At 68.4% G+C, this 19,826-nt stretch carries 18 protein-coding genes and 2 pseudogenes; 10 read left to right on the top strand and 10 right to left on the bottom strand.

Annotated elements, in window-relative coordinates:
• Window positions 1-116: 116 nt before the first annotated feature.
• The gene (locus tag D0Z08_RS16350) at window positions 117-698 is read left to right on the top strand and encodes an AfsR/SARP family transcriptional regulator (protein ID WP_182481340.1); all 582 of its coding nucleotides are present in this window, start codon (window positions 117-119) and stop codon (window positions 696-698) included.
• Here D0Z08_RS16350 and D0Z08_RS16345 read toward each other — a convergent pair.
• Window positions 631-2,535, bottom strand: coding sequence for an APC family permease (locus D0Z08_RS16345; protein ID WP_425454063.1), 1,905 nt, complete (start codon window positions 2,533-2,535; stop codon window positions 631-633). The two genes, D0Z08_RS16350 and D0Z08_RS16345, sit on opposite strands and share 68 nt — an antisense overlap.
• A gap of 155 nt (window positions 2,536-2,690) precedes the next feature.
• Between D0Z08_RS16345 and D0Z08_RS16340 the strand changes: the two genes are divergently transcribed.
• The 3 genes from D0Z08_RS16340 to D0Z08_RS16330 are packed head-to-tail and all read left to right on the top strand — an operon-like array spanning window position 2,691 to window position 4,746.
• On the top strand, window positions 2,691-3,017 hold the full coding sequence (locus D0Z08_RS16340; protein WP_118926322.1) for a hypothetical protein: 327 nt from the start codon (window positions 2,691-2,693) through the stop codon (window positions 3,015-3,017).
• A gap of 5 nt (window positions 3,018-3,022) precedes the next feature.
• Window positions 3,023-4,075 (top strand): sensor histidine kinase, encoded by a 1,053-nt coding sequence (locus D0Z08_RS16335; protein WP_182481339.1) that lies wholly within the window; start codon window positions 3,023-3,025, stop codon window positions 4,073-4,075.
• Window positions 4,072-4,746, top strand: a complete 675-nt coding sequence (locus D0Z08_RS16330) for a response regulator (protein ID WP_118926320.1) — start codon at window positions 4,072-4,074, stop codon at window positions 4,744-4,746. The genes D0Z08_RS16335 and D0Z08_RS16330 overlap by 4 nt, the downstream gene beginning before the upstream one ends.
• A 10-nt stretch (window positions 4,747-4,756) precedes the next feature.
• On the opposite strand, the gene D0Z08_RS16325 is transcribed toward D0Z08_RS16330, so the two are convergent.
• Both D0Z08_RS16325 and D0Z08_RS16320 read right to left on the bottom strand, forming a co-directional pair.
• Window positions 4,757-5,428 carry a potassium channel family protein gene (locus tag D0Z08_RS16325; protein ID WP_118926319.1) on the bottom strand — a complete coding sequence of 224 codons (672 nt, stop codon included), beginning with the start codon at window positions 5,426-5,428 and terminating at the stop codon, window positions 4,757-4,759.
• On the bottom strand, window positions 5,421-6,740 hold the full coding sequence (locus tag D0Z08_RS16320) for a TrkH family potassium uptake protein (protein ID WP_118926318.1): 1,320 nt from the start codon (window positions 6,738-6,740) through the stop codon (window positions 5,421-5,423). Before D0Z08_RS16320 ends, D0Z08_RS16325 begins: the two co-directional genes overlap by 8 nt.
• Window positions 6,741-6,865: 125 nt before the next feature.
• Between D0Z08_RS16320 and D0Z08_RS31685 the strand changes: the two genes are divergently transcribed.
• The 3 genes from D0Z08_RS31685 to D0Z08_RS16315 all read left to right on the top strand — a co-directional run bounded on the left by D0Z08_RS31685 (window position 6,866) and on the right by D0Z08_RS16315 (window position 9,237).
• Window positions 6,866-7,057 carry a hypothetical protein gene (locus D0Z08_RS31685; RefSeq protein ID WP_147381445.1) on the top strand — a complete coding sequence of 64 codons (192 nt, stop codon included), beginning with the start codon at window positions 6,866-6,868 and terminating at the stop codon, window positions 7,055-7,057.
• Between the two features lie 10 nt (window positions 7,058-7,067).
• The gene (locus D0Z08_RS32180; protein ID WP_182481338.1) at window positions 7,068-7,241 is read left to right on the top strand and encodes a hypothetical protein; all 174 of its coding nucleotides are present in this window, start codon (window positions 7,068-7,070) and stop codon (window positions 7,239-7,241) included.
• Between the two features lie 319 nt (window positions 7,242-7,560).
• Window positions 7,561-9,237: an RNA-binding domain-containing protein gene (locus D0Z08_RS16315; RefSeq protein WP_118926317.1), complete on the top strand. Its 1,677-nt coding sequence runs from the start codon at window positions 7,561-7,563 to the stop codon at window positions 9,235-9,237.
• Between the two features lie 23 nt (window positions 9,238-9,260).
• Here the strand turns inward: D0Z08_RS16315 and D0Z08_RS16310 are convergent, their stop codons facing one another.
• The gene (locus D0Z08_RS16310; RefSeq protein WP_118926316.1) at window positions 9,261-9,563 is read right to left on the bottom strand and encodes a hypothetical protein; all 303 of its coding nucleotides are present in this window, start codon (window positions 9,561-9,563) and stop codon (window positions 9,261-9,263) included.
• Between the two features lie 331 nt (window positions 9,564-9,894).
• Between D0Z08_RS16310 and D0Z08_RS16300 the strand changes: the two genes are divergently transcribed.
• Together D0Z08_RS16300 and D0Z08_RS16295 are read left to right on the top strand one after the other, a co-directional pair.
• The gene (locus D0Z08_RS16300) at window positions 9,895-11,172 is read left to right on the top strand and encodes a tyrosine-type recombinase/integrase (RefSeq protein ID WP_118926315.1); all 1,278 of its coding nucleotides are present in this window, start codon (window positions 9,895-9,897) and stop codon (window positions 11,170-11,172) included.
• Window positions 11,173-11,229: 57 nt separating this feature from the next.
• Window positions 11,230-11,415: a hypothetical protein gene (locus tag D0Z08_RS16295; RefSeq protein ID WP_147381444.1), complete on the top strand. Its 186-nt coding sequence runs from the start codon at window positions 11,230-11,232 to the stop codon at window positions 11,413-11,415.
• A 691-nt stretch (window positions 11,416-12,106) separates the two neighbouring features.
• Here D0Z08_RS16295 and D0Z08_RS32175 read toward each other — a convergent pair.
• The 6 genes and pseudogenes from D0Z08_RS32175 to D0Z08_RS16270 all read right to left on the bottom strand — a co-directional run bounded on the left by D0Z08_RS32175 (window position 12,107) and on the right by D0Z08_RS16270 (window position 18,702).
• Window positions 12,107-12,562 carry a type II toxin-antitoxin system TacA family antitoxin gene (locus tag D0Z08_RS32175; RefSeq protein ID WP_182481337.1) on the bottom strand — a complete coding sequence of 152 codons (456 nt, stop codon included), beginning with the start codon at window positions 12,560-12,562 and terminating at the stop codon, window positions 12,107-12,109.
• Between the two features lie 268 nt (window positions 12,563-12,830).
• Window positions 12,831-13,718, bottom strand: coding sequence for an MOSC domain-containing protein (locus D0Z08_RS16285; protein WP_118926312.1), 888 nt, complete (start codon window positions 13,716-13,718; stop codon window positions 12,831-12,833).
• 85 nt (window positions 13,719-13,803) lie between these two features.
• A pseudogene (locus tag D0Z08_RS16280) lies at window positions 13,804-14,697 on the bottom strand (PLP-dependent cysteine synthase family protein); the annotation flags it as partial.
• A gap of 104 nt (window positions 14,698-14,801) precedes the next feature.
• The gene (locus tag D0Z08_RS33420) at window positions 14,802-16,214 is read right to left on the bottom strand and encodes a molybdopterin-containing oxidoreductase family protein (RefSeq protein WP_220454215.1); all 1,413 of its coding nucleotides are present in this window, start codon (window positions 16,212-16,214) and stop codon (window positions 14,802-14,804) included.
• Window positions 16,215-16,281: 67 nt separating this feature from the next.
• Window positions 16,282-17,004, bottom strand: a pseudogene (locus D0Z08_RS33745) (molybdopterin-dependent oxidoreductase); the annotation flags it as partial.
• Between the two features lie 51 nt (window positions 17,005-17,055).
• Entirely contained in the window at window positions 17,056-18,702 is a 1,647-nt protein-coding gene (locus D0Z08_RS16270) for a helix-turn-helix transcriptional regulator (RefSeq protein ID WP_118926310.1), read from the bottom strand.
• A 111-nt stretch (window positions 18,703-18,813) separates the two neighbouring features.
• Between D0Z08_RS16270 and D0Z08_RS16265 the strand changes: the two genes are divergently transcribed.
• Entirely contained in the window at window positions 18,814-19,608 is a 795-nt protein-coding gene (locus D0Z08_RS16265; RefSeq protein WP_118926309.1) for a class I SAM-dependent methyltransferase, read from the top strand.
• Window positions 19,609-19,826: the final 218 nt, after the last annotated feature.

The raw sequence follows: 19,826 nt of genomic DNA, 5'->3' as shown, positions 1-19,826 counted from the left end.
GCGCCGCGGCTCGGTGGGATGGTGGGTGCAACGGAACTGCCACACCGGCCGGGCAGTGTGGCAACCGGGCACTCGGGCTGCACCCTGGAATGAGGGGACACCGAGGAGGTGCAGGCATGGGCGGATTCCCTGGCCAGACGACGGAGACCACGTCATCGCTGGGCATCCAAGCCCTGGGCGCGGTGCAGGTGAGCCGCGACGGCGTCGAGCAGAAGATCGGCGGCACCCGCCAGCGGCGCCTGCTCTCCGTCCTGCTCATCCACCGCGACAGGGTCGTCTCCGTCGACCGGGTCGCGGAGGTCGTCTTTGAAGGCGAACCGACCGACGCGGCGGCCACCACTCTCCGCAGTTACGTGGCCCGGCTGCGCCGCACGCTCGGAAACGCCGTCGTCACCCGGTCACCGGGCTACCAGCTCGATACGGCGGGGATCGCCATCGACGTCGTGGACTTCGAGGCAGGCGTCCAGGCTGGCCGCGCGGCGCTCCAGCGGCAGGATCCAGCGGGCGCCGTCGAGCGACTGAACACTGCCCTCGCACTCTGGCACGGTGACGCGTACGCCGAGTTCGCCGACGAGCCCTGGGCCTACCCGGAGGCGCAGCGACTGGCGGAGCTAGCAGGGGATAGCTGGGCTAGCCGACGTGGACGTGTGGCCGGCTGGCCCGGTCCGCCTCGGCGCGACGGATCACTTCTCGGGTGACCGGTGCGACGTCGCCGACACCGAAGAGGAGGAACCGGAGGACGTGCATCAGCGGGTTGCCCTCGGTCCACTCGAAGTAGATGTGGGGCCGGACGCCGGTCCGGTCCCGGATGTCGAGGACGAGCGCCGCCAGCGCGTTCGGGATCGACGATGCCTCGACGGTGAGCACCCGGTACCGCCCGTGCAGGGCAACGCCGCGCACCTCGATGTCGCTCTCGAAGTCGGAGTAGTCGGGCACGGTGACCTCGACGAAGATGATGTCCCCGGCATCCCGAAGATCGTGGTCGTCGACGAGCTGGGCGATCTTCTCGTCGTACTCGGCCTCGTCCCTGGCCCCAGGCTCGTTGGCGACTAGCCGGATCGTCCGTCGCGCACAGTCCCGCAAGAAGGACTCGGCTCGCGCGTCGTAGGAGATCTCGATCGTGCGCAGCTCGAGCGCGCGTGAGATCCGGGACAACAGCGAGACGGCGATGATCGCGGCGATGAAGCAGGCGCCGATCTTTACGCCGTCCGGTCGCTCGACGACGTTGTCGGCAGTGGTGTAGACGAAGACTAGGCAGATCAGCCCGAAGGCCACCGTCAGCTTGCGCTGCCCGGCACGACGGGCGGCGAGGGTGACCGCGACGGCAGCGGAGGTCATCAGGACCAAGACGCCGGTGGCGTAGGCGCCGCCCTGCGCGTCCACGTCGGCGTCGAAGATCCAGGTGATGAGGAACGCGGTCAAGGTGAGAACGACGACCAACGGCCGTACGGCGCCCGCCCACTCCGGCGACATGCCGTAGCGCGGCAGGTAACGAGGGATCAGGTTCAGCATGCCCGCCATCGCCGAGGCGCCCGCGAACCACAAGATCATGATCGTCGAGACGTCGTACAGCGTGCCGAAGCCCTCGCCGAGGTAGAGGTGTGCCAGGTAGGCGAGCGCGCGTCCGTTGGCGCTGCCACCGTCCTCGAACTCCTGCGCGGGGATCAGCAGGGTGGTGACCAGGCTGGATGCGATCAGGTAGCAGCTCATGATGCATGCGGCGACCGTCAGCAGGCGCTTGGTGTTGCGGATCCGTCCCGCAGGGCGCTCGGCGCCGTCATCGGGGTCGCCCTCCACGTGGCTCATCACGGCGACGCCGGTCTCGAACCCGGACATGCCGAGGGCGAGCTTGGGGAACAGGGTGAGCGCGACCGCGATCATCAGCGCGATGTTGCCGTGCTCGGCGGTCAGGGCACTGCTCCAGTCCGTGACCAGGTGACCGTCCTCGATGACATGGGCTGCGGCCACGATGATCACGACGGCGTTGAGCGTCAGGTAGAGGATCACCAGGACCACCGCGACGCCGATCGCCTCGCGGAAGCCCTTGAGGAACACCGCGCCCAGCAGTGCGATCAGTCCGATCGTGATCCACAGCTCCTGGCCGTGCAGAACCTCGGGCACGTGGGGGTTCTCCACGATGTGCACGCTCGCGTCGGCGGCGGACAGCGTGATGGTGATGATGAAGTCCGTGAGGGCGAAGCCGAGCAGGCCGAGGACGAAGATCTTGCCGCGCCACAACGGCAGCAGCCGCTCGAGCATCGCGATCGATCCCTGTCCGTGCGGGCTCTCGGCGGCGACCCGGCGATAGACCGGCAGCGCGCCGAACAGGGTGAGCAGGACCAGGATCAGGGTCGCGAGGGGGCTGAGCAGGCCCGCGGCGAGGAAGGCGATGCCGGGCTGGTAGCCGAGGGTCGAGAAGTAGTCGACGCCGGTCAGGCACATGACCCTCCACCACGGTTGCGGCTGATCGGAGGCGTGGTGATCGGCGGCAGGTGCTTCCTCCGCGATGTGCAGTTCGAGGCTCACGGAGGCCATGAAAGTCTCGGATGGCAGTACTTCCGATGCACCTAACGACTCCCTAACGCGACCGGTGTCACACCTCGTTAGGAGGTCGTCAGGGATCCGCGTCCGGGCGTCAGGATCCTGTCAGCGCGCCCGAGGTCGTGTTGTTCTCGCGCTTTGCTGGGCGCGTGCCTGAGTCCGACCTGCTGCAGCTCGACGGGGTCCGCGTGGGCGCCGGCGGTGCCGCCCTGTTCCTGACAACCGCCGCAGGGGTGGTGGTCGGACTGCCGGTCGTCGGATTCACCGTGGTGCTCGTGGCGGTCACCGGTGCTTGCGCGACCGCCGTGCATCGGCCCGGTGGGCTACTCCTGGGTGTCGCCGGTTGGGCGTTCTGCACGGGCTTCGGTGTCAACGAGCTCGGCGAGCTCACATTCACGCAGGCCGACCTCCTCCGGTTGTCGGCGTACCTCGGCTGCGCCCTGCTCCTTGCCGGCGACCGGTGCCCGGCACAATGACCGACATGCGGTCAGGAAGCCTCAGCGCGCGCCGCCGGGTCTGGGGCTACGGTCTCGCGGTCGGCGGTCCTGCCATGCTGCTGCCCGGTCTCGTCCCGCTGCGCGGCACGCTCAATCTCGCCGGTGACGTCGCGGTCTACTTGGTGCTCGTTGTGGCGGCCTCGTTGGTCGGCGGCCTAGGCCCCGCCCTGGTCGCTTCGGTGGTCTCTGCCGGAGTGCTCAACTTCTTCTTCACCCGCCCCTACCATCGGCTCACCGTCAGCGACCCCGACAACGTCGTCGCGCTCTGTGCGTTCGTGCTGGTGGCGGTGATGGTGAGCTGGCTCGTCGACGTCGCCGAGCGTCGGGCCACCGCTGCCGCGGCGGCTGCGGAGATCGAGGCCGCGGACCGGCTGCGGGCGGCGATCCTGACGGCGGTGGGCCACGACCTGCGCTCGCCGCTCGCGGCCGCGAAGGCGGTGGTGTCCGGCCTGCGCGCCGAGGACGTCACCCTCACCGAGTCCGACCGGCGTGAGTTGCTCGAGGCGGCTGATGGCGCCCTCGATCGCCTGACCGGTCTGGTCGACAACCTGCTCGACATGAGTCGCCTCCAGGCCGGCGCACTGCCGATCCACTCCCGGCCGACGGCCATTGAGGATGTCCTCGCCCGGGCGCTCGACTACCTGGGCGTCGAACCACGAGCCGTCGTGCTCGATGTCGAGGAAGGGCTCCCCGACGTCGTTGCCGACGCCGGCCTGCTCGAGCGGGCGATCGCCAACATCGTGGCCAACGCGCAGCGATTCGCCCCAGTTGGAGAACCGCCGGTGGTCCGGGTCGACGCCGTGGGCGAGGACGTGCGGCTGCAGGTCATCGACCGTGGTCGCGGGATCCCCGAGGCGGCCCGGGAGGAGGTGTTCCAGCCCTTCCAGCGGCTGGGCGACACCGGGACCGGGCTTGGTCTCGGACTGGCACTCGCCCGCGGGTTGGTCGATGCGATGGGTGGCTCGGTCACCCCGACCGAGACCCCCGGTGGCGGCCTGACGATGGTCGTCACCCTGCCAATCGCGAGGCCCGCATGACCCGGGTCCTTGTCGTCGATGACGAACCACAGATCCTCCGGGCACTGCGGATCAACCTCGCCGCACGCGGATACGAAGTGGTCACCGCCGCGGACGGTGCCGGCGCGCTTCGTGTCGCGGCGGAGCAGCGGCCCGACCTCGTCGTACTGGATCTCGGTCTGCCCGACATCGACGGCGTCGAGGTCATCCTTGGCCTTCGCGGCTGGACGAGTGTGCCGATCCTGGTCCTTTCGGGTCGGTCCGACAGCGGCGACAAGGTCGACGCTCTCGACGCCGGTGCCGACGACTACGTCACCAAGCCGTTCGGCATGGACGAGCTGCTGGCGCGACTGCGGGCGATGCTGCGCCGAGGCAGTGGGACGGAGGATGAGCCGCTGGTCTCCTTCGGCGAGGTGGTCGTCGACCTGGCTGCGACGCGGGTGACCGTCGGTGGGGACGAGGTGCGGCTGACTCCCACGGAGTGGCAGCTGCTGGCCGTGCTCGTCCGCAACCCGGGGAAGCTGATGAGCCAGCGGCAGCTGCTCCTCGAGGTGTGGGGCCCTGGCTACGAGACGGCCCAGGGCAACCTGCGGCTCTACATGGCGCAGCTCCGCAGCAAGCTGGAGCCGGATCCGGCAAGACCGGCGTACTTCCGCACCGAACCAGGCATGGGGTACCGCTTCGACCCCTAGCCAGCCCGGTTCAGCGGCTCTGGCAGAACTTCTCGACCAGTCGGGTCGGGCCGGAGACGATGAGGTGGTCGTGCGCGCGCACCTCGGTCTCGGGGCGCGCGTAGGTGAAGTCCTGTCCCACCCGCTTCACCCCCACGACGGTCACTCCATGAGTGGTCCGGGGCGCCGACTCCGCGAGCGTCTTGTCCCAGGTGAAGGGCGGGGCGAGGGTGCGTGCGATGGAGAACTCGTCGTCGAACTCGATGTAGTCCTCCATCCGGCCGGTGAGCATGTGCGCCACCCGCTCGCCCATGGAGAACTCGGGGTAGACGACGTGGGACGCCCCGACGCGTTGAAGGATCCGCCCGTGCTTGCGGGTGATGGCCTTGGCCCAGATGTCCTTCACCCCGGCCTCGGCCAAGGCGAGGACGGTGAGGACGCTGGCCTCGATGTCGTCGCCGATGGCGACGACTGCCCGATCGAAGTCGGCGATTCCGAGCTGCCGAAGGGCTTGGTCATCGGTGCTGTCGGCCTGGACCACGTGGGTCAGCTCATCTGCCCACCGCTCAACCAGCGCCTGGTCCTCGTCGACCGCGAGCACCTCCTGACCCATCTGGACCAGCGACGACGCCACGGCGGAGCCGAAGCGACCGAGCCCGATGACGACGACCGAGGTGGAGTCGGACTTCCTGAACTTAGCCAACGACGGGTCGCTCCTCTGGAAGGTGGTAGTGGCGGTGGCGTGACTTCAGGGCCAGGGCGGACGCCACCGTGATGGTGCCGACTCGACCGATGTACATCAGGGCCATCAGGGTGAGCTGGGCGGTGGGCGGTAGATCTGCGGTGATGCCGGTGGACAGGCCGACCGTGGCGAACGCGGAGATGGCTTCGAACAGCACGACGTCAAGGGTGTAGCCGGTCGCAAGGAGGATGATCATGGTCCCGATCGCGATCGCGCCGATGGCCAGGAGTACGACGGTGAGCGCTTGCCGCAGGGTATCTCCGCTGATCCGCCGGTGGGCGATGTTCGTGTCTTGCTCGCCTTGGACTTCGGACCAGATGACGTAAGCGAGCAGGAAGAAGGTGGTGACCTTGATCCCGCCGGCCGTGCCGGCGGAACCGCCGCCGATGAACATCAGCACGTAGTTGACCGCGAGGGTCTCCGGTGTGATCTGGCCGTAGTCGACGCTGTTGAAGCCCGCGGTCCGCGGTACGACGCCGCCGGTCACCCCGCCGACGATCTTGCCCCAGGGAGACAACGGGCCGAGGGTGCCCGCGTTGGTCCACTCCAACGCCAGGAACGCGCCCGTCCCGAGGACCAGGAGCAGCAGGGAGCCGTACACGGTGAGCCTGGTGTGGACCGACCACATCGACGGCCGACGCCACCGCTGGCGCAGCTCGAACAGGACGGGGAACCCGATGCCGCCGGCGATGATCGCAACGCAGATCGGGGAGGCGATCCAGGCGTCGTCGACGAACCCGATCAGGTTGTCGCTGTAGAGCGCGAAACCGGCGTTGTTGAACGCCGAGACGGAGTGGAACACTCCGTGCCAGACAGCCTCGCCGAGGCTCTCGTCGTACCGGATCCGGAACCTGACGGTCAGGACGAACGCGAAGAACACCTCGAACAACAGCATCGTCACAGCGACCCGGCGGATCACGTGCCGCACGTCCCCGATGTTGAGGGTCTTGGTCTCGGTCTGCGCGATCAACGAGGACTTCAGCCGGAGCTTCCCACCGACCAGCAGCCCGAGCAGGGTCGCCAGTGTCATGATCCCGAACCCGCCGACCTGGATGAGCGCCATGATCACGACCTGCCCGAACGGCGACCAGTACGTCGCGGTGTCGACCGTCGTCAGCCCGGTCACGCACACAGCAGAGACGCTGGTGAACGCCGCGGTCAGGATCGGCGGTCGCGTTGGCCCAGGGGTCGAGATCGGCAGCGAAAGCAGGGCGGTGCCGATGATGATCGCGCTCAGAAACGCAAGGGGGACGATCCGTGCTGGATGGGTCATGCTCCGCCGAGTCTTTCCCAACGCTTTCCTCTCGTCGACGGCACGCGCGGTCCTAACACAGCCCTAACACAGCCGCGCGGACAACACCGTCGTCCACCGTGAGCACATCCTGCATGATCGATCGCATGAGCGGAGAGAGGCGAGCTCAGGCCGCGCTAGCCGTGATGCTCATCATCATCTTCGGAGGATCGCCATTGATCGTGGTGTCCGAGCGCGTCTTCCACCGCAGCCTCGATCTGGCGATGGTGCTCCTTGCGTCGCTCCCGCTTCTCGCAGCCGGCATCGCGGTCAAGGTCCTCGAAACCGACGCGGACTAGGAACCCGCACGTGGTCTGGATCGCCGTCACGTGTCTGGCTCTGGGAACGGTCGGCATCGTTCGCGGCGCGATAATCGTCGCCGTCGGTAGCGCCGGACGGTTTCGCGGTGACGCCGCGGCCAGCCTGATCGTAGGCTTCGCCCTCGCCCTGACCGGGCAGCTTCTTCTCGTAGCCGCGGTCTGACCCGCGGTTTCCCGTGCCGCGGCGACCGCCGTCGAGCTGGAGCGGCAGTTCTCGCGCCGAGTGGAGATCGAGTGGGGGATGCGGGACGGCTGGGGATGGCCAAACCGCGGGCTCGCCTGCGCGCGCGTCGGTGCCGAGCTCATTGCACGAGGCCTTCCTCGGTGTCGCGCCGCGGGTCTTCGCCCACGGGCACGCCGTCGTTCGCTTCCAATCGTCCATGGTGTGCTCCAGCGCGGTTAATGAGCGAACAATGCATAGTTATGGACACGGCCAGCGTGCCTACTTGCCAGAGCCATAACTATGCATAACTATGGTGTCCATGACTCCGGACGAGCTCGCACAGGTGATCGCCGCTGGCGAGTCCTTTACCGTGGAGTTCAAACGCGGCCAGAGGTCGGCGATGAGCGACACCGACATCGTGGACGCAGTCATCTGCATGGCAAATGGCGATGGCGGCCTCCTGCTGATCGGGGTCGAGGACGACGGAACGATCACCGGCCTGGAGCCTCGGCACGGCGCAACCACCCACCCGCACCTGCTGCAGGCGATGATCCTCAACAAGACCGAGTCGCCCTTGGCGACCGACGTCGAGATGGTGGACATGACCGGCCTGCCGGTGGCCGCGATCGAGGTGCCTAAGGCACCAGTTCCTGTGGGCTCCAAGTCCGGCAAGTACCTGAGGCGCTCGCTGCGGGCGGACGGGAAGCCGGAGTGCGTCGCATACCCCTTGCACGAGATGTTGTCGGTGGGACTGACGGCACAAGGTCGTGACTACGCAGCGACACCCGCGCGCGGAGCGCGGATCGACCACCTTGACCCCGCGGAGTTCGACCGGTTCCGACGCATGTGCGCGGCCGGGAAAGGCGACCGCGCGCTCGCCGAACTCAGTGACCAAGAGATCCTACGCAGCCTTCGTCTGGTCCTCCCGGAGCACGACAACGAACTCACTCTCGGAGCGATCCTGCTCTTCGGCACATCCGCCTCCCTTGAGCGCTTCGTCCCCACGGCCGAAGCCGTGTTTCAGGAGTTCGGCGGCACGACGGTCACCACCAACGAGACGATGAGGCTGTCCCTCTTCCGCGCCGCCGAGCGCCTCTTCGAGCTCATCGAGGTCCGCAACTCAGAACAAGAGTTGATGGTGGGCCTCCACCGAATCGGCATTCCGCGAGTTCCGGAGGGAACCGTCCGCGAGTCGATCGCCAACGCACTGGTGCACCGCGACTACTCCGAGATCGGTCCTATCTCGGTCCAACTCGCGGACGATCAGTTCCGGGTCAAGAGCCCCGGTGGCTTTCCGGCTGGTATCACACTGAAGAACTTCCTCGACGACTCGAAGCCACGCAGCGCGATCTTGGCCGAGGCATTCAAACGCGCGGGCATCGTCGACCGAGCGGGGCGTGGCATCCGCGAGATGTACGGCCAGTTGCTGCGCGCGGGCCGCGGCGTCCCCGACTACTCGGCGTCGAACAACAGCGCCGTGATCGTTCAGATCCCGACCAGCGACGCGGACCTCGAGATGGTCCGCTTCGTGGTTGAGTACGAGGAGTCGAACGGACGAACGCTCCAGCTGACCCAGTTGCAGATCCTGCACGAGATCAAGGCCATGGGACCCGAAACCACCAGCGAACTCGTGCAAGCCACTCACGAGTCCGAATCGGTCGTTCGCGCCAACGTCACCAGGCTCGCTGAGATGGGTCTAGTCGAGTCCCGGGGGAACGGACGCAACCGTCGCCACCACCTGACGGCTTCGTTCTTCCGGCTCGCTCAAGCGAGCGCATATGTGCGCCTGCAGGACACCGACCCAATCCAGCAGGACCACATGATCCTGGCGTACGTCGACCAGTTCGGCAGCATCACCCGCGGTAAGGCCGCTGAGCTGTGTCATCTGGCGCCCGGTCAGGCGCGGGTTGCACTCAAACGCCTCACCGACGCCGGGGAACTTCGCCTGGTTGGTGAACGTCGCGGGGCTCATTACGTCCGGGCGATCGCACCCTGACCGTGACGGCTCCGGCAGCAGCCTCAGTCCGCGAGCTCGGGATAGTGGCCACCGACAATCGCACGAACGGCGTCACGTCGGTCTCTCGCTTCGGGATGGCTGTCAGCAACGGCTTCGGCCAGGAGCGTGACGAGGTCGCACAACCCACCGACGATGCTCGCCTGGATCTTCTTGTCCGTCGCCAGTAGCTTCAAGATCCGCTTGTCCGTGTCGCGACCCAACCACACCGCCATCGCGAGCGGGAGGTCGTGCCCATTCATCCAGACGTCCCGGTCCGAGCGCGAGCTCTTCGCCAAGAACCTCTGACGCCCCGACGTGTCGGTCACGGTTCCTCCTCGTGGTGCTGACATCGACGCAGGGCCGCCACAACTTGGGTCAATCTGGCATATATCTGGCATACCTGCCGCCGATCGATCTCGTCGGCGACGACCGAGAACGACAGAAACCGCAGGCTGACCTGCGGTTTCTCGTGGTGGAGCCTAGGGGACTCGAACCCCTAACCCCCTGCTTGCAAAGCGGGGTGATAGAAGCGTCCCCCCGCGTGACCCAAGCCGCTGACCTGCGGATTTACGGTCAGAAGTGGACACGGGTACCCGTCCATCTGGCACCACTCTGGCACCACTTGAGGTAATCTGGCACCACCGAGAGGCGGTGGCAATGGCCAGAAGGGCAGCGGCGGGCAACGTCCGCAAGGTCCACCTGCGCTCCTGCCACCACCGGCAGCGCTGCACCTGCGGTGGCCGCGGCACGCATATGAAGCCGTGCCCGAAGGCTCAGCGGTGTCGGTGCGAGGGCCGCTGGCAGGCCCGCGTCACCGCTCCCAACGGCGCGACGGTCACCGCACCCTCGACGTTCAAGGCCCAGATCGACGCCGAGGAGTGGGTCAAGAGGGAACGCGCCCTGATGGAGGACCCGTCGGCGTACGTCACCGCCCAAGCCCGTCTCCAGGCCGCGAAGGAGCAGGCCCGGCTCGACGCGACGAACACCTTCGCCGTGCACGCCGAGCGATATCTCGCCTCGCGCGACCTCCGGCCGAAAACGCTTCGGGAGTATCGCGGGCTGCTCGACCGGACGCTCCTCCCCGCGTTCGGGGCGACGCCGCTGAAGCAGATCACCCGCGAGTCGGTGCGCAGCTGGCACGAAGCGCTGCCCAAGAACACGCCCGCCGCGAACGCCGCGGCCTATCGCCTGCTCCGCTCACTGATGGCTGCCGCCGAGGACGACGAGCTGATCGACCGCAACCCGGTGCGCATCCAGAGGGCCTCGACCGCTCGCGTGCAGAACCCACAGCGGCCCTCCCCCGTCGACGAGATGGCAACCATCGTCGACAACATGCCCGAGCGGCTGCGCCTCTTCATCGTGCTCGCCGCCTTCGCCGGCATGCGCGAAGGCGAGATCTTCGAGCTCCGCCGCAGCGACATCGAGCCGACCTCGGGCTCGATCTCGGTGACCCGCAAGATCGAGAAGGACGCCGACCCGAAGGCCGATGGCGCCTGCCCCGAGTGCGGCCGGGTGATCGGGCCGCCGAAGACCGAGAAGGGCATCCGCGTCGTCCACCTGCCGCCGACATTCCTCCCGCTGCTCCGCGCGCACCTGCTCGCCCACACCGCGCCCGGGTCCAACGGACTGCTCTTCCCCGGCGAGCGCAAGGACCATATGAGCGCTCGTTACCTGCTCGACCGCTACAAGGTCGCCCGCGAAGCCGCCGGCCGCCCCGACCTCACGATCCACGGCCTGCGCCACTCCGCGCTCACCCTTGCCGGCCAGCACGGCGCCACCGCGGCCGAGCTCCAGGCCCGCGCGGGCCACGCGTCCCAAGCCGCCATGGCGATCTACCAGCACGCCACCGTCGATCGCGACCGCCAACTCGCCGAGAGGATCGGTGACACGGTCGCGACCTCGTCGGCATGGCTTCCAATGCTCAGCGACAGATAGAGCGATGCGGGTGAAGACTGGACCCTGAACGGCCGGCCGGCAGTCGTGTATCTCGACATGAATGTGTGGATCGCGCCGGCGAAGGGCCTCAAGGACCAGGCAAAGATCACCAGTTTGAGGCGCGCCATCGAGCACCTCAGCGAGGATCGGTCTACCCGGTGGAGTAAGGACGCCGCGAAGCTCGCCGACCGAGCAGCAGCCCACGTCGAGGAGCTGTCTCGGCTCATCACAGAACATCCGTGAGCCACGTCCGCGCTGCAAGGGCCGGACTCCAGGAGGCCATACAGCCAGCCTGGCTTGGAAAGCGTTCTCACGCCGGGGTCCTGCTCGCCAATCGGGTTTGGCGCGCACTTGTGCGGACGCCGCTTCGCGGTAGGACATTGCCGCTTCGCGGCTACGACTGCATGAGCCCCGCAGAGCTTCCATCGCCCTCCAGGCCGATGAATCGCTCTCCCGTTCCCCCGGTTATGGATCCGTTTGCGGGACGGATGGACCGCAGCGTCAAGCGCAAGGCCTGCCCGTGCTTGACAGTCATACGCGGCGCAAAGACGTACGTGCAAGCCGCGCTCGTGGACCGCGTCCACGACCACGAGGCGTCCGCCCGCGGCACGCGCCGCGGCGACAACCGTCTCCAGAGCATCGAGAAGCAGCTCGCCCCCGAGGTCGTGACCTTGCAGGCTTCGGTCGACAGCGAGTTGCGCGATCAGATACCCCGGGACGACAGTCGGGCCACCTGCCGCCGAACCGGGGAGGTCCTCCCGATGTGTGTCGTGCGGAGCCACGGCATAGAAGCCGAGCACCCTCAAGTCATCCGGACGCGTCAGTACGCGGGGCGGGCGCTTCCCTGTCGCTGGGTTCGCAGCCCGTTGGCGCGCAGCCAGTTGTCCGTCTCCGGCTCGCCGCTTGTCGAACCCGGACACGTCGTGGTCCGGGCTCAGCAGCCCTGTGACGAACTCGGGCTCTGTTGCCGTCGCCGCCTCGCGACTCGGCGCGGCCGCGAGGCGAGTTCGACGACCTCGGGCACGACGGTGGTGTCGTCGAGCGCATCGATCATCGCGTCGAATTGCGCCGCCGGCATCAGCGTCCGTTCCGCGCGCGCGACAATCGCCTCGTCCTTCTCCACCGCGGCGCCCACCACGAACGAGGAGACTGTCGCGTTCAAGAGCTCAGCGGCGCGCGCAATCACCGTCACTTCGTCCTCGGTCGCGCGAGCCTCAAGCCGCTCCGACTTGGCGGCCGCGGAAGCGCTGCGGGCACCGGCAGCCGAGCTCGACGTCAGGAGGGATGACGCCGCGGTGGCCGCGGCAGCCCGGAGAAGGGCGGCACCATTACCGCTGGCGACGTGCGCGGTGCACGAGCCGCGGTGGATGACGGGATGGAGAACCTGCACCGGGCACGCTGGGCACGCGCCACACCGCAGCACCGGCGCTTCCTTCAAGGTGTCGCCGGAGGCGGAGGCGGAGGCGCGACCCGCGAGGAGATCGCGGACCGCATCCGCAGGAGCCCCAACGCCCTGAGCCGTCCACGCGACGAGCTGATCGAACGCGGCCTCATCGCGCCCAAGGGGGCGCGGCGGCGTTGCCTTTACGATTCCCGGGTTCGGCGACTTCGTCCGGCGCCAGCCGGCCCTCGACGAACGCCAATGTGTCACGCCGTCCTCAGACGAGCACCACACTTTCACCGGTTCGGGCCGTGCCCGTGGCTGCGACCACACCGTAGACACCCGCACACGGATAGCGGCCTTCCCCCTCCAACTCCAGCCGATTGTGTCGCACCAGCGTCCTGAGGACGTCGCTGTCCCTGGGCAGATCGTCCTGTGCCAGCGTCGGCATCACGCAGCGTGGGTCCGGCATCGTCACCTGGACGCGGGGCCCCCGGCCAAGGGCGAGGGTTCGGTCGATCCAGTCGTTCTCGACGAACCCATCTGCGTCGCTGTCGACGATGACGTTCATCCGGAACCGACGAGCCTCGAAGCGGCTCTCGGGCTGGAGGCTGCGCAGCTTGTCGAGAGTGGACGTGGACATCACCGACACCGGGAACAGATCGAAGAACGCGCCCACGGGCACCGGTGACGGCGCGCCGATTTCGGCGAACAGGGCCGAGCCGAGCTTCGTCTCGACGACGGTGTCGCGGTGGCCGGCGGGATCCGCCTCAGGAACATCGGGATGGTACTGGTCGATGGTGAAGTTCTCCGGCGCCACCGAGCTGAGCGTCACCTTCCGGTCAAAGAACCGCGACAGCACACTGTCACAATCCGCGTCGTCACTGGTCACCGAGCGCGCATCAGGGAAAGTGATCTGCACTGGTGGCTTCTCCGCACCCACCTCGGGCTCTTCGAGAAATGCAGCCCGACACTCCAGGATGCCCGGAAAGGTCTTCACGCTCTTGGCGCTGACGACCTTGCCGGTCTGGACGTCGACGAGAGCGTAGGCCCGGTCGCCGACCAGCCCGCGGGTGATGAACGCTGCCTCGGACAGCTGCTCACCGGCCATGGACTTGACGGGGAACCGCCACAACTCTGAGATCCTCCCCACCATCTCGGTCATGCTGCTCACCTCCTAGAGAAAGCCAGCTCCACTCAAGCACCAAACGCCGGCGGGCACATGACCCATTGTGATGACGGTTGGGCGGTCACACGTAGGGCGCCTTGCTGAGGTAACGGAGGCCGGAGTCGACGGCGATCGTGACCACCCGCGCGCCCGAAGGCAGGGTCTCGGCGACCCGCAGGGCCGCGATGACGTTGGCCCCGGTCGACGTACCGGCGAAGATCCCTTCCTCGGCGGCGAGCCGACGGGCCATCAGCTGTGCGTCGTCGCTGCGCACCTGCTCGATGGAGTCGACCTCTTCAGGCCGCCACAACGGCGGGATGAACCCGATGCCGATGCCCTCGATGCGATGCGCACCGGTAGGAGCGCCCGACAGTACGGCGGACTCGGCCGGCTCGACGGCCACCACCATGGGTGGCGCGGCGGTGTCCTCGAACCCCAGCGGAACGCCGTGGATGGAGTGGGCGGTCCCGACGGCATGGACAAATGCGTCCACCCGCCCTCCTGCCTGCCTCCAGATCTCCTCCCGCATGGGCAGGTAGCCCCGCAACCCGTCGTGGTTGTTGAGCTGGTCGGACCACCAGTGCCCGCGACGTTCGCTGATGACCTGGGAGGTGGCGATCATCCGCTTGATGAGCTCCTCGGTGATCTGACCGCCGTCGCTCGGCTCGTCGGTGATCTCAGCGCCGAGCGCGAGCATCGTCTTGCGCTTCTCCACGCTGAATGCGTCGGAGAAGACCACATGCAGTCGGTAGCGGAGCGCGGCACACACCAGGGCGAGCGAGATGCCGGTCGTCCCGGCGGTGTACTCCACGACGGGGCCGCCGGGCGCCAACCGCCCGTCCGCCGCGGCCGAACGGACCACTTCGACGGCCATCCGGTCCTTCATCGAGCCGGTGGGATTCGCCGGCTCCCACTTCACGAAGATCCGGGCTCCCGAGCGCGGCACGAGACGTCGGAGCTCCACCATCGGAGTCCCCCCGACAGCCGCCAACACGCCGCTTGACCAGCCGTTGGGGGGTGCCATTGCCCCAGTGAACACCTCTGCCATCTCCTCCGCCGGAAAGGCCTGCGGATGAAGGTTCATGGGGAGGGTGCGCCAGCGGCTCGACCGGTCAGGAGAGCATTGCTGAGCGGGGCGACGTCGCATACCGAGGCGCGGAGGGGTGAGCTGCCGCTGATCGGGTCGCTCGGCGTCTGGCGCAGCACGAGGTTGAGGTTCGCGCTGTCCGGCCCGTACGGCGGGTAGCCGGGCGCTCCCAGTTCGTCGCAAGCCTCCCACCAGCCGTGTTGGCCGATGACGACCTGCGGGTCGAGGCTGGCGTTGAGTTTGGCTCGGGCACGGATGCTGCCGTGCGGGGTGGCCAGGGAGACCCAGTCCCCGGCGGTGATGCCGCGGGCCGCGGCCGTGGACGGGTTTATCTCGACCTGCGGGTCGGGCGCGCTCTTGCGCAGGGCGGCGACCTGACGGTGCTGGGTCTCGCAGAAGAACAGCGACTTCGCACAGCTGAGCACCAGCGGGTAGCGGTCCGCGAGGTCCGGCCGGGAGCGGGGGCTGGTGAGAGGTTCCTCGAAGTCCGGCAGCGGTGAATAGCCATGGGTGGCCAAGGTGGCCGAGTACAGCTCGACCTTGCGTGACGGGGTCGCGAACCCGGTGTCGGTGTACTTGCGGTAGCGCGTTGTCAGCGGCACGCGTACGCCGGCCGGGTTCGCCCGCAGCTCCTCCAGGGTGATCCCGCCCGGCGCGAGCTGATGGCGGAACGCTGCCTCGATGTCGCCGTTCCAGAAGTGCGCGCCCAGACCCAGCCGCGTGGCGAGGTCGAACACGATCTGCAGGTCCGAGCGGGCCTCGCCGCGGGGTGGGACGAGCGGCGGTCGCAGCTGCACGAGCGACTGCGCCTCTTGGCTGTACTCGAAGCCGATCTTCAGTGCCTCGGATTCGAACGGCGTCGTCACGGGCAGCACGATGTCGGCGAGTTCGGCCGTCGGCGTCATGAACAGGTCGGCCTGGACGAAGAAGTCCAGCTGGCGCATCGCCTCGCGGCCGCGGGCGCTGTCTGCGTGGGCCATCACCATGTTGCCACCGAAGCTCACCAGGGCTTTGATCCGTCGGTCGAGGGCGGCGGTGTAGAAGTCCTCGCCGGTGACGAACTCGAACCGGGCCGGGCCGAGCGGCCGCTCCTCGACACCCACCGCCGGCGGGCGCGCGTCGGACAGGAACTCCGCCCCGTCGATCGGGTTCGATGGCACCGCCTCGAACAACACGTTCCCACCGCGGACGTCTAGGCTGCCGGTCAGGGCATAGAGGACGTTGATTGCGCGCATGGTCTGCGTGGTGCCGCTGTGCTGCTCCAGGCCGCTCCAGGTGTAGAACGCGACCGGCCGGGCCTCCCAGATCGTCCGCGCCGCGGCGACGATGTCTGCAGCCGGTACTCCCGTTAACTCCGCTGCCAGGTCCGGCGCGTAGTCGGCACAGCGGGACGCGAGCAGATCCACAGACGGTACGGCCGTCGACTTCGTCGGCCGCGTTGGTCCAGTCGTGGACGAAGTCGGCGTCGTACCAGCCGTTCTCGATCATCACGTGGGTGAGAGACAAGGCGAGCGCCGCGTCGGTGCCGGGCCGTACCCGCAGCCAGTGGTCGGCCTTGGCGGCCAGACCCGCTTTGCGCGGGTCGACGACGATCAGCTTCGCGCCTCGCGCGACTGCAGCAACGGTGCTCGTCGCGTGCGCGAGGCGGGCCACGGACGGGTTGTACCCCCAGAACAAGATGCAGCCGGCGTTCTCGAGATCCGGCAGATAGGCGCCGGGGACCGAGCAGCCGAACGTGTAGAGCGGGGCGAGGTACCGGCCCCACCCGCACAACTCCATGTAGTTGCAGTAGTTCGGGCTGCCGAACGCACGGATCAGCCGCTGAACCCAGTCCACCGCGTCGCTGATCGCCGACGTGGAGGGCGAGCTCGAACTGAACCCCACCGACTCGGGCCCGTCCGAGGCAGCAAGAGCCATCATCCGCTCAGCCACCGTGTCGAGCGCTTCGTCCCAAGTGATCTGCTCCCACCTCGGGTCCGCGGAATCCTTGGAGTTGGTCCGCCTCAGCGGGTGCAGAAGCCTGGACTGGTGGTAGACGATCTCCGGTGCAGCCTTGCCCTTCAAGCAGATGGCCTTGCCCGTCGGGTGGGACGGATCCGGATGCAGCGCGACGAACGCCCCGTCCGTGACGGTGGCCAGCGCCCCACAACGCGAGACACACAACGGGCAGAACGTCGGGACCGGGTCCCTACCCATCACCCGATAATCTCGCCTTGCCCGCGCGCGTGCAACGGCCCAAGCGATCCTTCACGACGACGTCCCCCGGTTACGCGCGGCGTAGGCAGCGGCCTCAGCTCGGGAGCGGAGGGCCAGCTTGGTCAGGATGCTGCTCACGTGGTGAGCCACTGTCTTGCGACTCAGGAACAGCCGCGCGGCAATCTCCGGGTTGCTCAGCCCGTCGGCGACGAGGGCGAGCACGTCCTGCTCACGCCTGGTGAGCACCCCGGGGTCACGGGGCTCCGGTCCGGGGACCACGCCCAGCTCGCGCAGAAGTGCGGCCGCCGCGGCCGCCTCGCCAGCCGCCCCCAGCCGCCTCAGGTCGCGCAGCGCCCCCGCCGCGTGACCGGCAGCGGCCGCGGGATCCTCGGCAGCGACGGTCCTCGCCAGATCCAACCGGGTCCGGGCGGCCTCGAATGGCAGGTTGTGCCGCTCGAACGCGTCGAGCGCGTGGGCCAGCCGTCGCGCCGCTGTCGCCGCGTCGCCCGATGCCGCCGCGACCAGCCCCGTGCAGCGGGCCAGCTGGGCCCTCCCACGAGGGAGCAGGGACCTGGCCGGGTCGGCCCGGCGAGCGTCCAGCGTCGCGGCAGCGCCTGGCACGTCACCGAGGGCCAGATACGCCTCGCTCAGGGCTGCCGCGAGCAGATCACCTTGCGGGTCGTCCGCCTCGAGCAGCCCGAGCCCGGCGCGCAGCAGTGCCGCGGCCTCCTTGCCTCGGCCGTCGGCAAGCCGCACCTCGGCAACAACCAGGGTGGCGCGGGGGCCGCTGGTGTCGAGCCCCTCCACCAGCTCGGTGGCCTCGGACAGCCGGCCCTGCCGGAGCCGGAGAGCAGCCAGAGCGGCCCTCGCCTCGACCAAGGGTTGGCGTCCGACGTCCTCCGACATCGACAGTGCTCGCAGGAGCTCGGGCTCCGCGAGACCCCAGCGCCCGGCGGCGACCAGCACCGAGCCGTAGTGGGCCCGACATCGCGCGTGCAGGAAAGGGCAGCCGTAGGCCTGCGTGAACTCTTCTGCCGCCCGGCACCACTGCGTCGCGCGAGGCAGGTCGTCGACCAAGCTGCACGCGGCGAGCATGTTGCAGCTCGACCAGACCACAACCTCCAGCCGCCCCTCGTACCCACCCAGGGTGGTCGCCATCGCCTCGTCGAGGAGCCTCATCCCGTCCTCCACCTCGCCGCCGGCCACCCGGAGCAGCCCCAGGTCGGCGAGCGCCATTGCGTGCAACCCGTCGTCGGAGGCCTGAACGGCCAGCGCTCGGGCCACCTCGAGACCGTCATATCGCTCCCTGGGGTCGGACGAAAGGTACGCGCCGATCAGCACCAGCCAGCCCCGGACCGCACGGTCCGTCGTGCGCTCGGCCGCGCGAGCAGCACGGGCCAGCCAGCCGCTCGCCGCCGCGCCGTTCTCGAGGTTCGTGAGGTACCACACGCACAGGTCGAGGGCGACGATGGCCGCCTCGTCGTCTCGGCCCGTCTGGCGCAGCAGTGTGAAGGCACGCTCCCGGTGGCGGATCGCGGAGCGTACGTCGCCCAGCCACCAGCACGCCCGGCCCAAGCCGTCGAGCGCGTCCGCAGACTCATCCACGGCAGCCGACGCGGCGAAGGCTGCCCGTGCCTCCTCCCAGCGCCCGGCGCTGAACGCAGCGCGGGCGGACTCGAGGCTCTCAACGGTTGCCACTCGTCCATGATCGCCATCGGAACGCGCCCACGGATAGGTCAGTTGCCCGATGTCTCGAACGCGCACCCGGTCCAGGCTGGTCAGGTCTCCCCGAACCCAGGAGGTGGCCCCATGACCGAGACCTTTCAGCTCACCCGCGAGCAGGCGCGGGCCTACGACGAGCTCTTCGTCCCTGCCCTTTTCGGGCAGTGGGCACCCAAGCTGCTGGACTGCGCGCGGGTGCGCCCTGGCCAGTCCGTGCTCGACGTGGCCTGCGGCACGGGCGTGGTCGCCCGGACGGCCCGGGACGTCGCCGGGCCAGGCGGCCGTGTCGTCGGAGTCGACCTCAACCCCTCGATGCTCGAGGTCGCCCGAGAGGCGCGGCCCGACCTCGAGTGGGTGCAGGGCGACGCCGAGGACCTCCCCTTCGCGGACGCCGAGTTCGACGTCGCGCTGTGCCAGTCCGCCCTCTTCTTCTTCGCCGACCCGGGCCGGGCGGTGACCGAGATGGCACGCGTGGTGGTGCCCGGCGGCGTAGTCGCGCTGCAAACCTACGCACCGCTGGCCGAGCAGCCGGCGTATGGTCCCTTCGTCGACCTGGTCGCCGGGCACGCCGGCCCCGAGGCCCGAATTCTGCTCGGCACGTATTGGTCCCAAGGCGACGTCGACGGCCTGCTCGCGCTCACCTCGGCCTCCGGTCTGTCGCTACTGGAGTGGCGTTCGAGCCTCGGAGTGGCCGTCTTCCCGTCTGCGGCCGCCGTCGCTCACACTGAGATCCAGGCCACACCGTTGGCTGAGCGGATCCTGCCGGAGACGTATGCGCTGATCACTGCCGACACCGAGGAGCTGCTCGGTGAGTACGCCGACGAGTCTGGCCTCGTGCGCGTCCCGATCCGGGCCACACTCATCGCAGCGCGCAAGGGATAGGCCACACGCGAAACTCTCTAGCCGCCGTTGAACGGCGCGTAAGAAAACACCGAAGTGCCCTCTGCGCAGAGAAAGCTTGGACTGGTCGAAGTGAGGTTCCCCCCGGACCGTAGAGGCATCGACAATGAGGATCGAGATGCCAGAGAAGCGGAAGAAGTACGACCGGGAGTTCCGTGAGGGAGCTGTCCGGATCGTCGAAGAGACCAACAAGCCGATCG

The organism is Nocardioides immobilis (assembly GCF_003515065.1).
In the GTDB taxonomy this organism is placed as follows: domain Bacteria; phylum Actinomycetota; class Actinomycetes; order Propionibacteriales; family Nocardioidaceae; genus Nocardioides; species Nocardioides immobilis.
Note: the sequence above shows the minus strand (reverse complement) of the source record. Positions and strands in the feature narration are given on the sequence as shown.

What these genes read in the sequence shown, in the direction of transcription:
- D0Z08_RS16350 (WP_182481340.1), top strand. Translation starts at nt 117, where the DNA reads ATGGGCGGATTCCCTGGCCAGACGACGGAGACCACGTCATCGCTGGGC.
- D0Z08_RS16335 (WP_182481339.1), top strand. Translation starts at nt 3,023, where the DNA reads ATGCGGTCAGGAAGCCTCAGCGCGCGCCGCCGGGTCTGGGGCTACGGT.
- D0Z08_RS31685 (WP_147381445.1), top strand. Translation starts at nt 6,866, where the DNA reads ATGAGCGGAGAGAGGCGAGCTCAGGCCGCGCTAGCCGTGATGCTCATC.
- D0Z08_RS16345 (WP_425454063.1), bottom strand. Translation starts at nt 2,535, where the DNA reads ATGGCCTCCGTGAGCCTCGAACTGCACATCGCGGAGGAAGCACCTGCC.
- D0Z08_RS16285 (WP_118926312.1), bottom strand. Translation starts at nt 13,718, where the DNA reads ATGACCGAGATGGTGGGGAGGATCTCAGAGTTGTGGCGGTTCCCCGTC.
- D0Z08_RS16320 (WP_118926318.1), bottom strand. Translation starts at nt 6,740, where the DNA reads ATGACCCATCCAGCACGGATCGTCCCCCTTGCGTTTCTGAGCGCGATC.
- D0Z08_RS16330 (WP_118926320.1), top strand. Translation starts at nt 4,072, where the DNA reads ATGACCCGGGTCCTTGTCGTCGATGACGAACCACAGATCCTCCGGGCA.
- D0Z08_RS16315 (WP_118926317.1), top strand. Translation starts at nt 7,561, where the DNA reads ATGACTCCGGACGAGCTCGCACAGGTGATCGCCGCTGGCGAGTCCTTT.
- D0Z08_RS16295 (WP_147381444.1), top strand. Translation starts at nt 11,230, where the DNA reads ATGAATGTGTGGATCGCGCCGGCGAAGGGCCTCAAGGACCAGGCAAAG.
- D0Z08_RS16265 (WP_118926309.1), top strand. Translation starts at nt 18,814, where the DNA reads ATGACCGAGACCTTTCAGCTCACCCGCGAGCAGGCGCGGGCCTACGAC.
- D0Z08_RS16300 (WP_118926315.1), top strand. Translation starts at nt 9,895, where the DNA reads ATGGCCAGAAGGGCAGCGGCGGGCAACGTCCGCAAGGTCCACCTGCGC.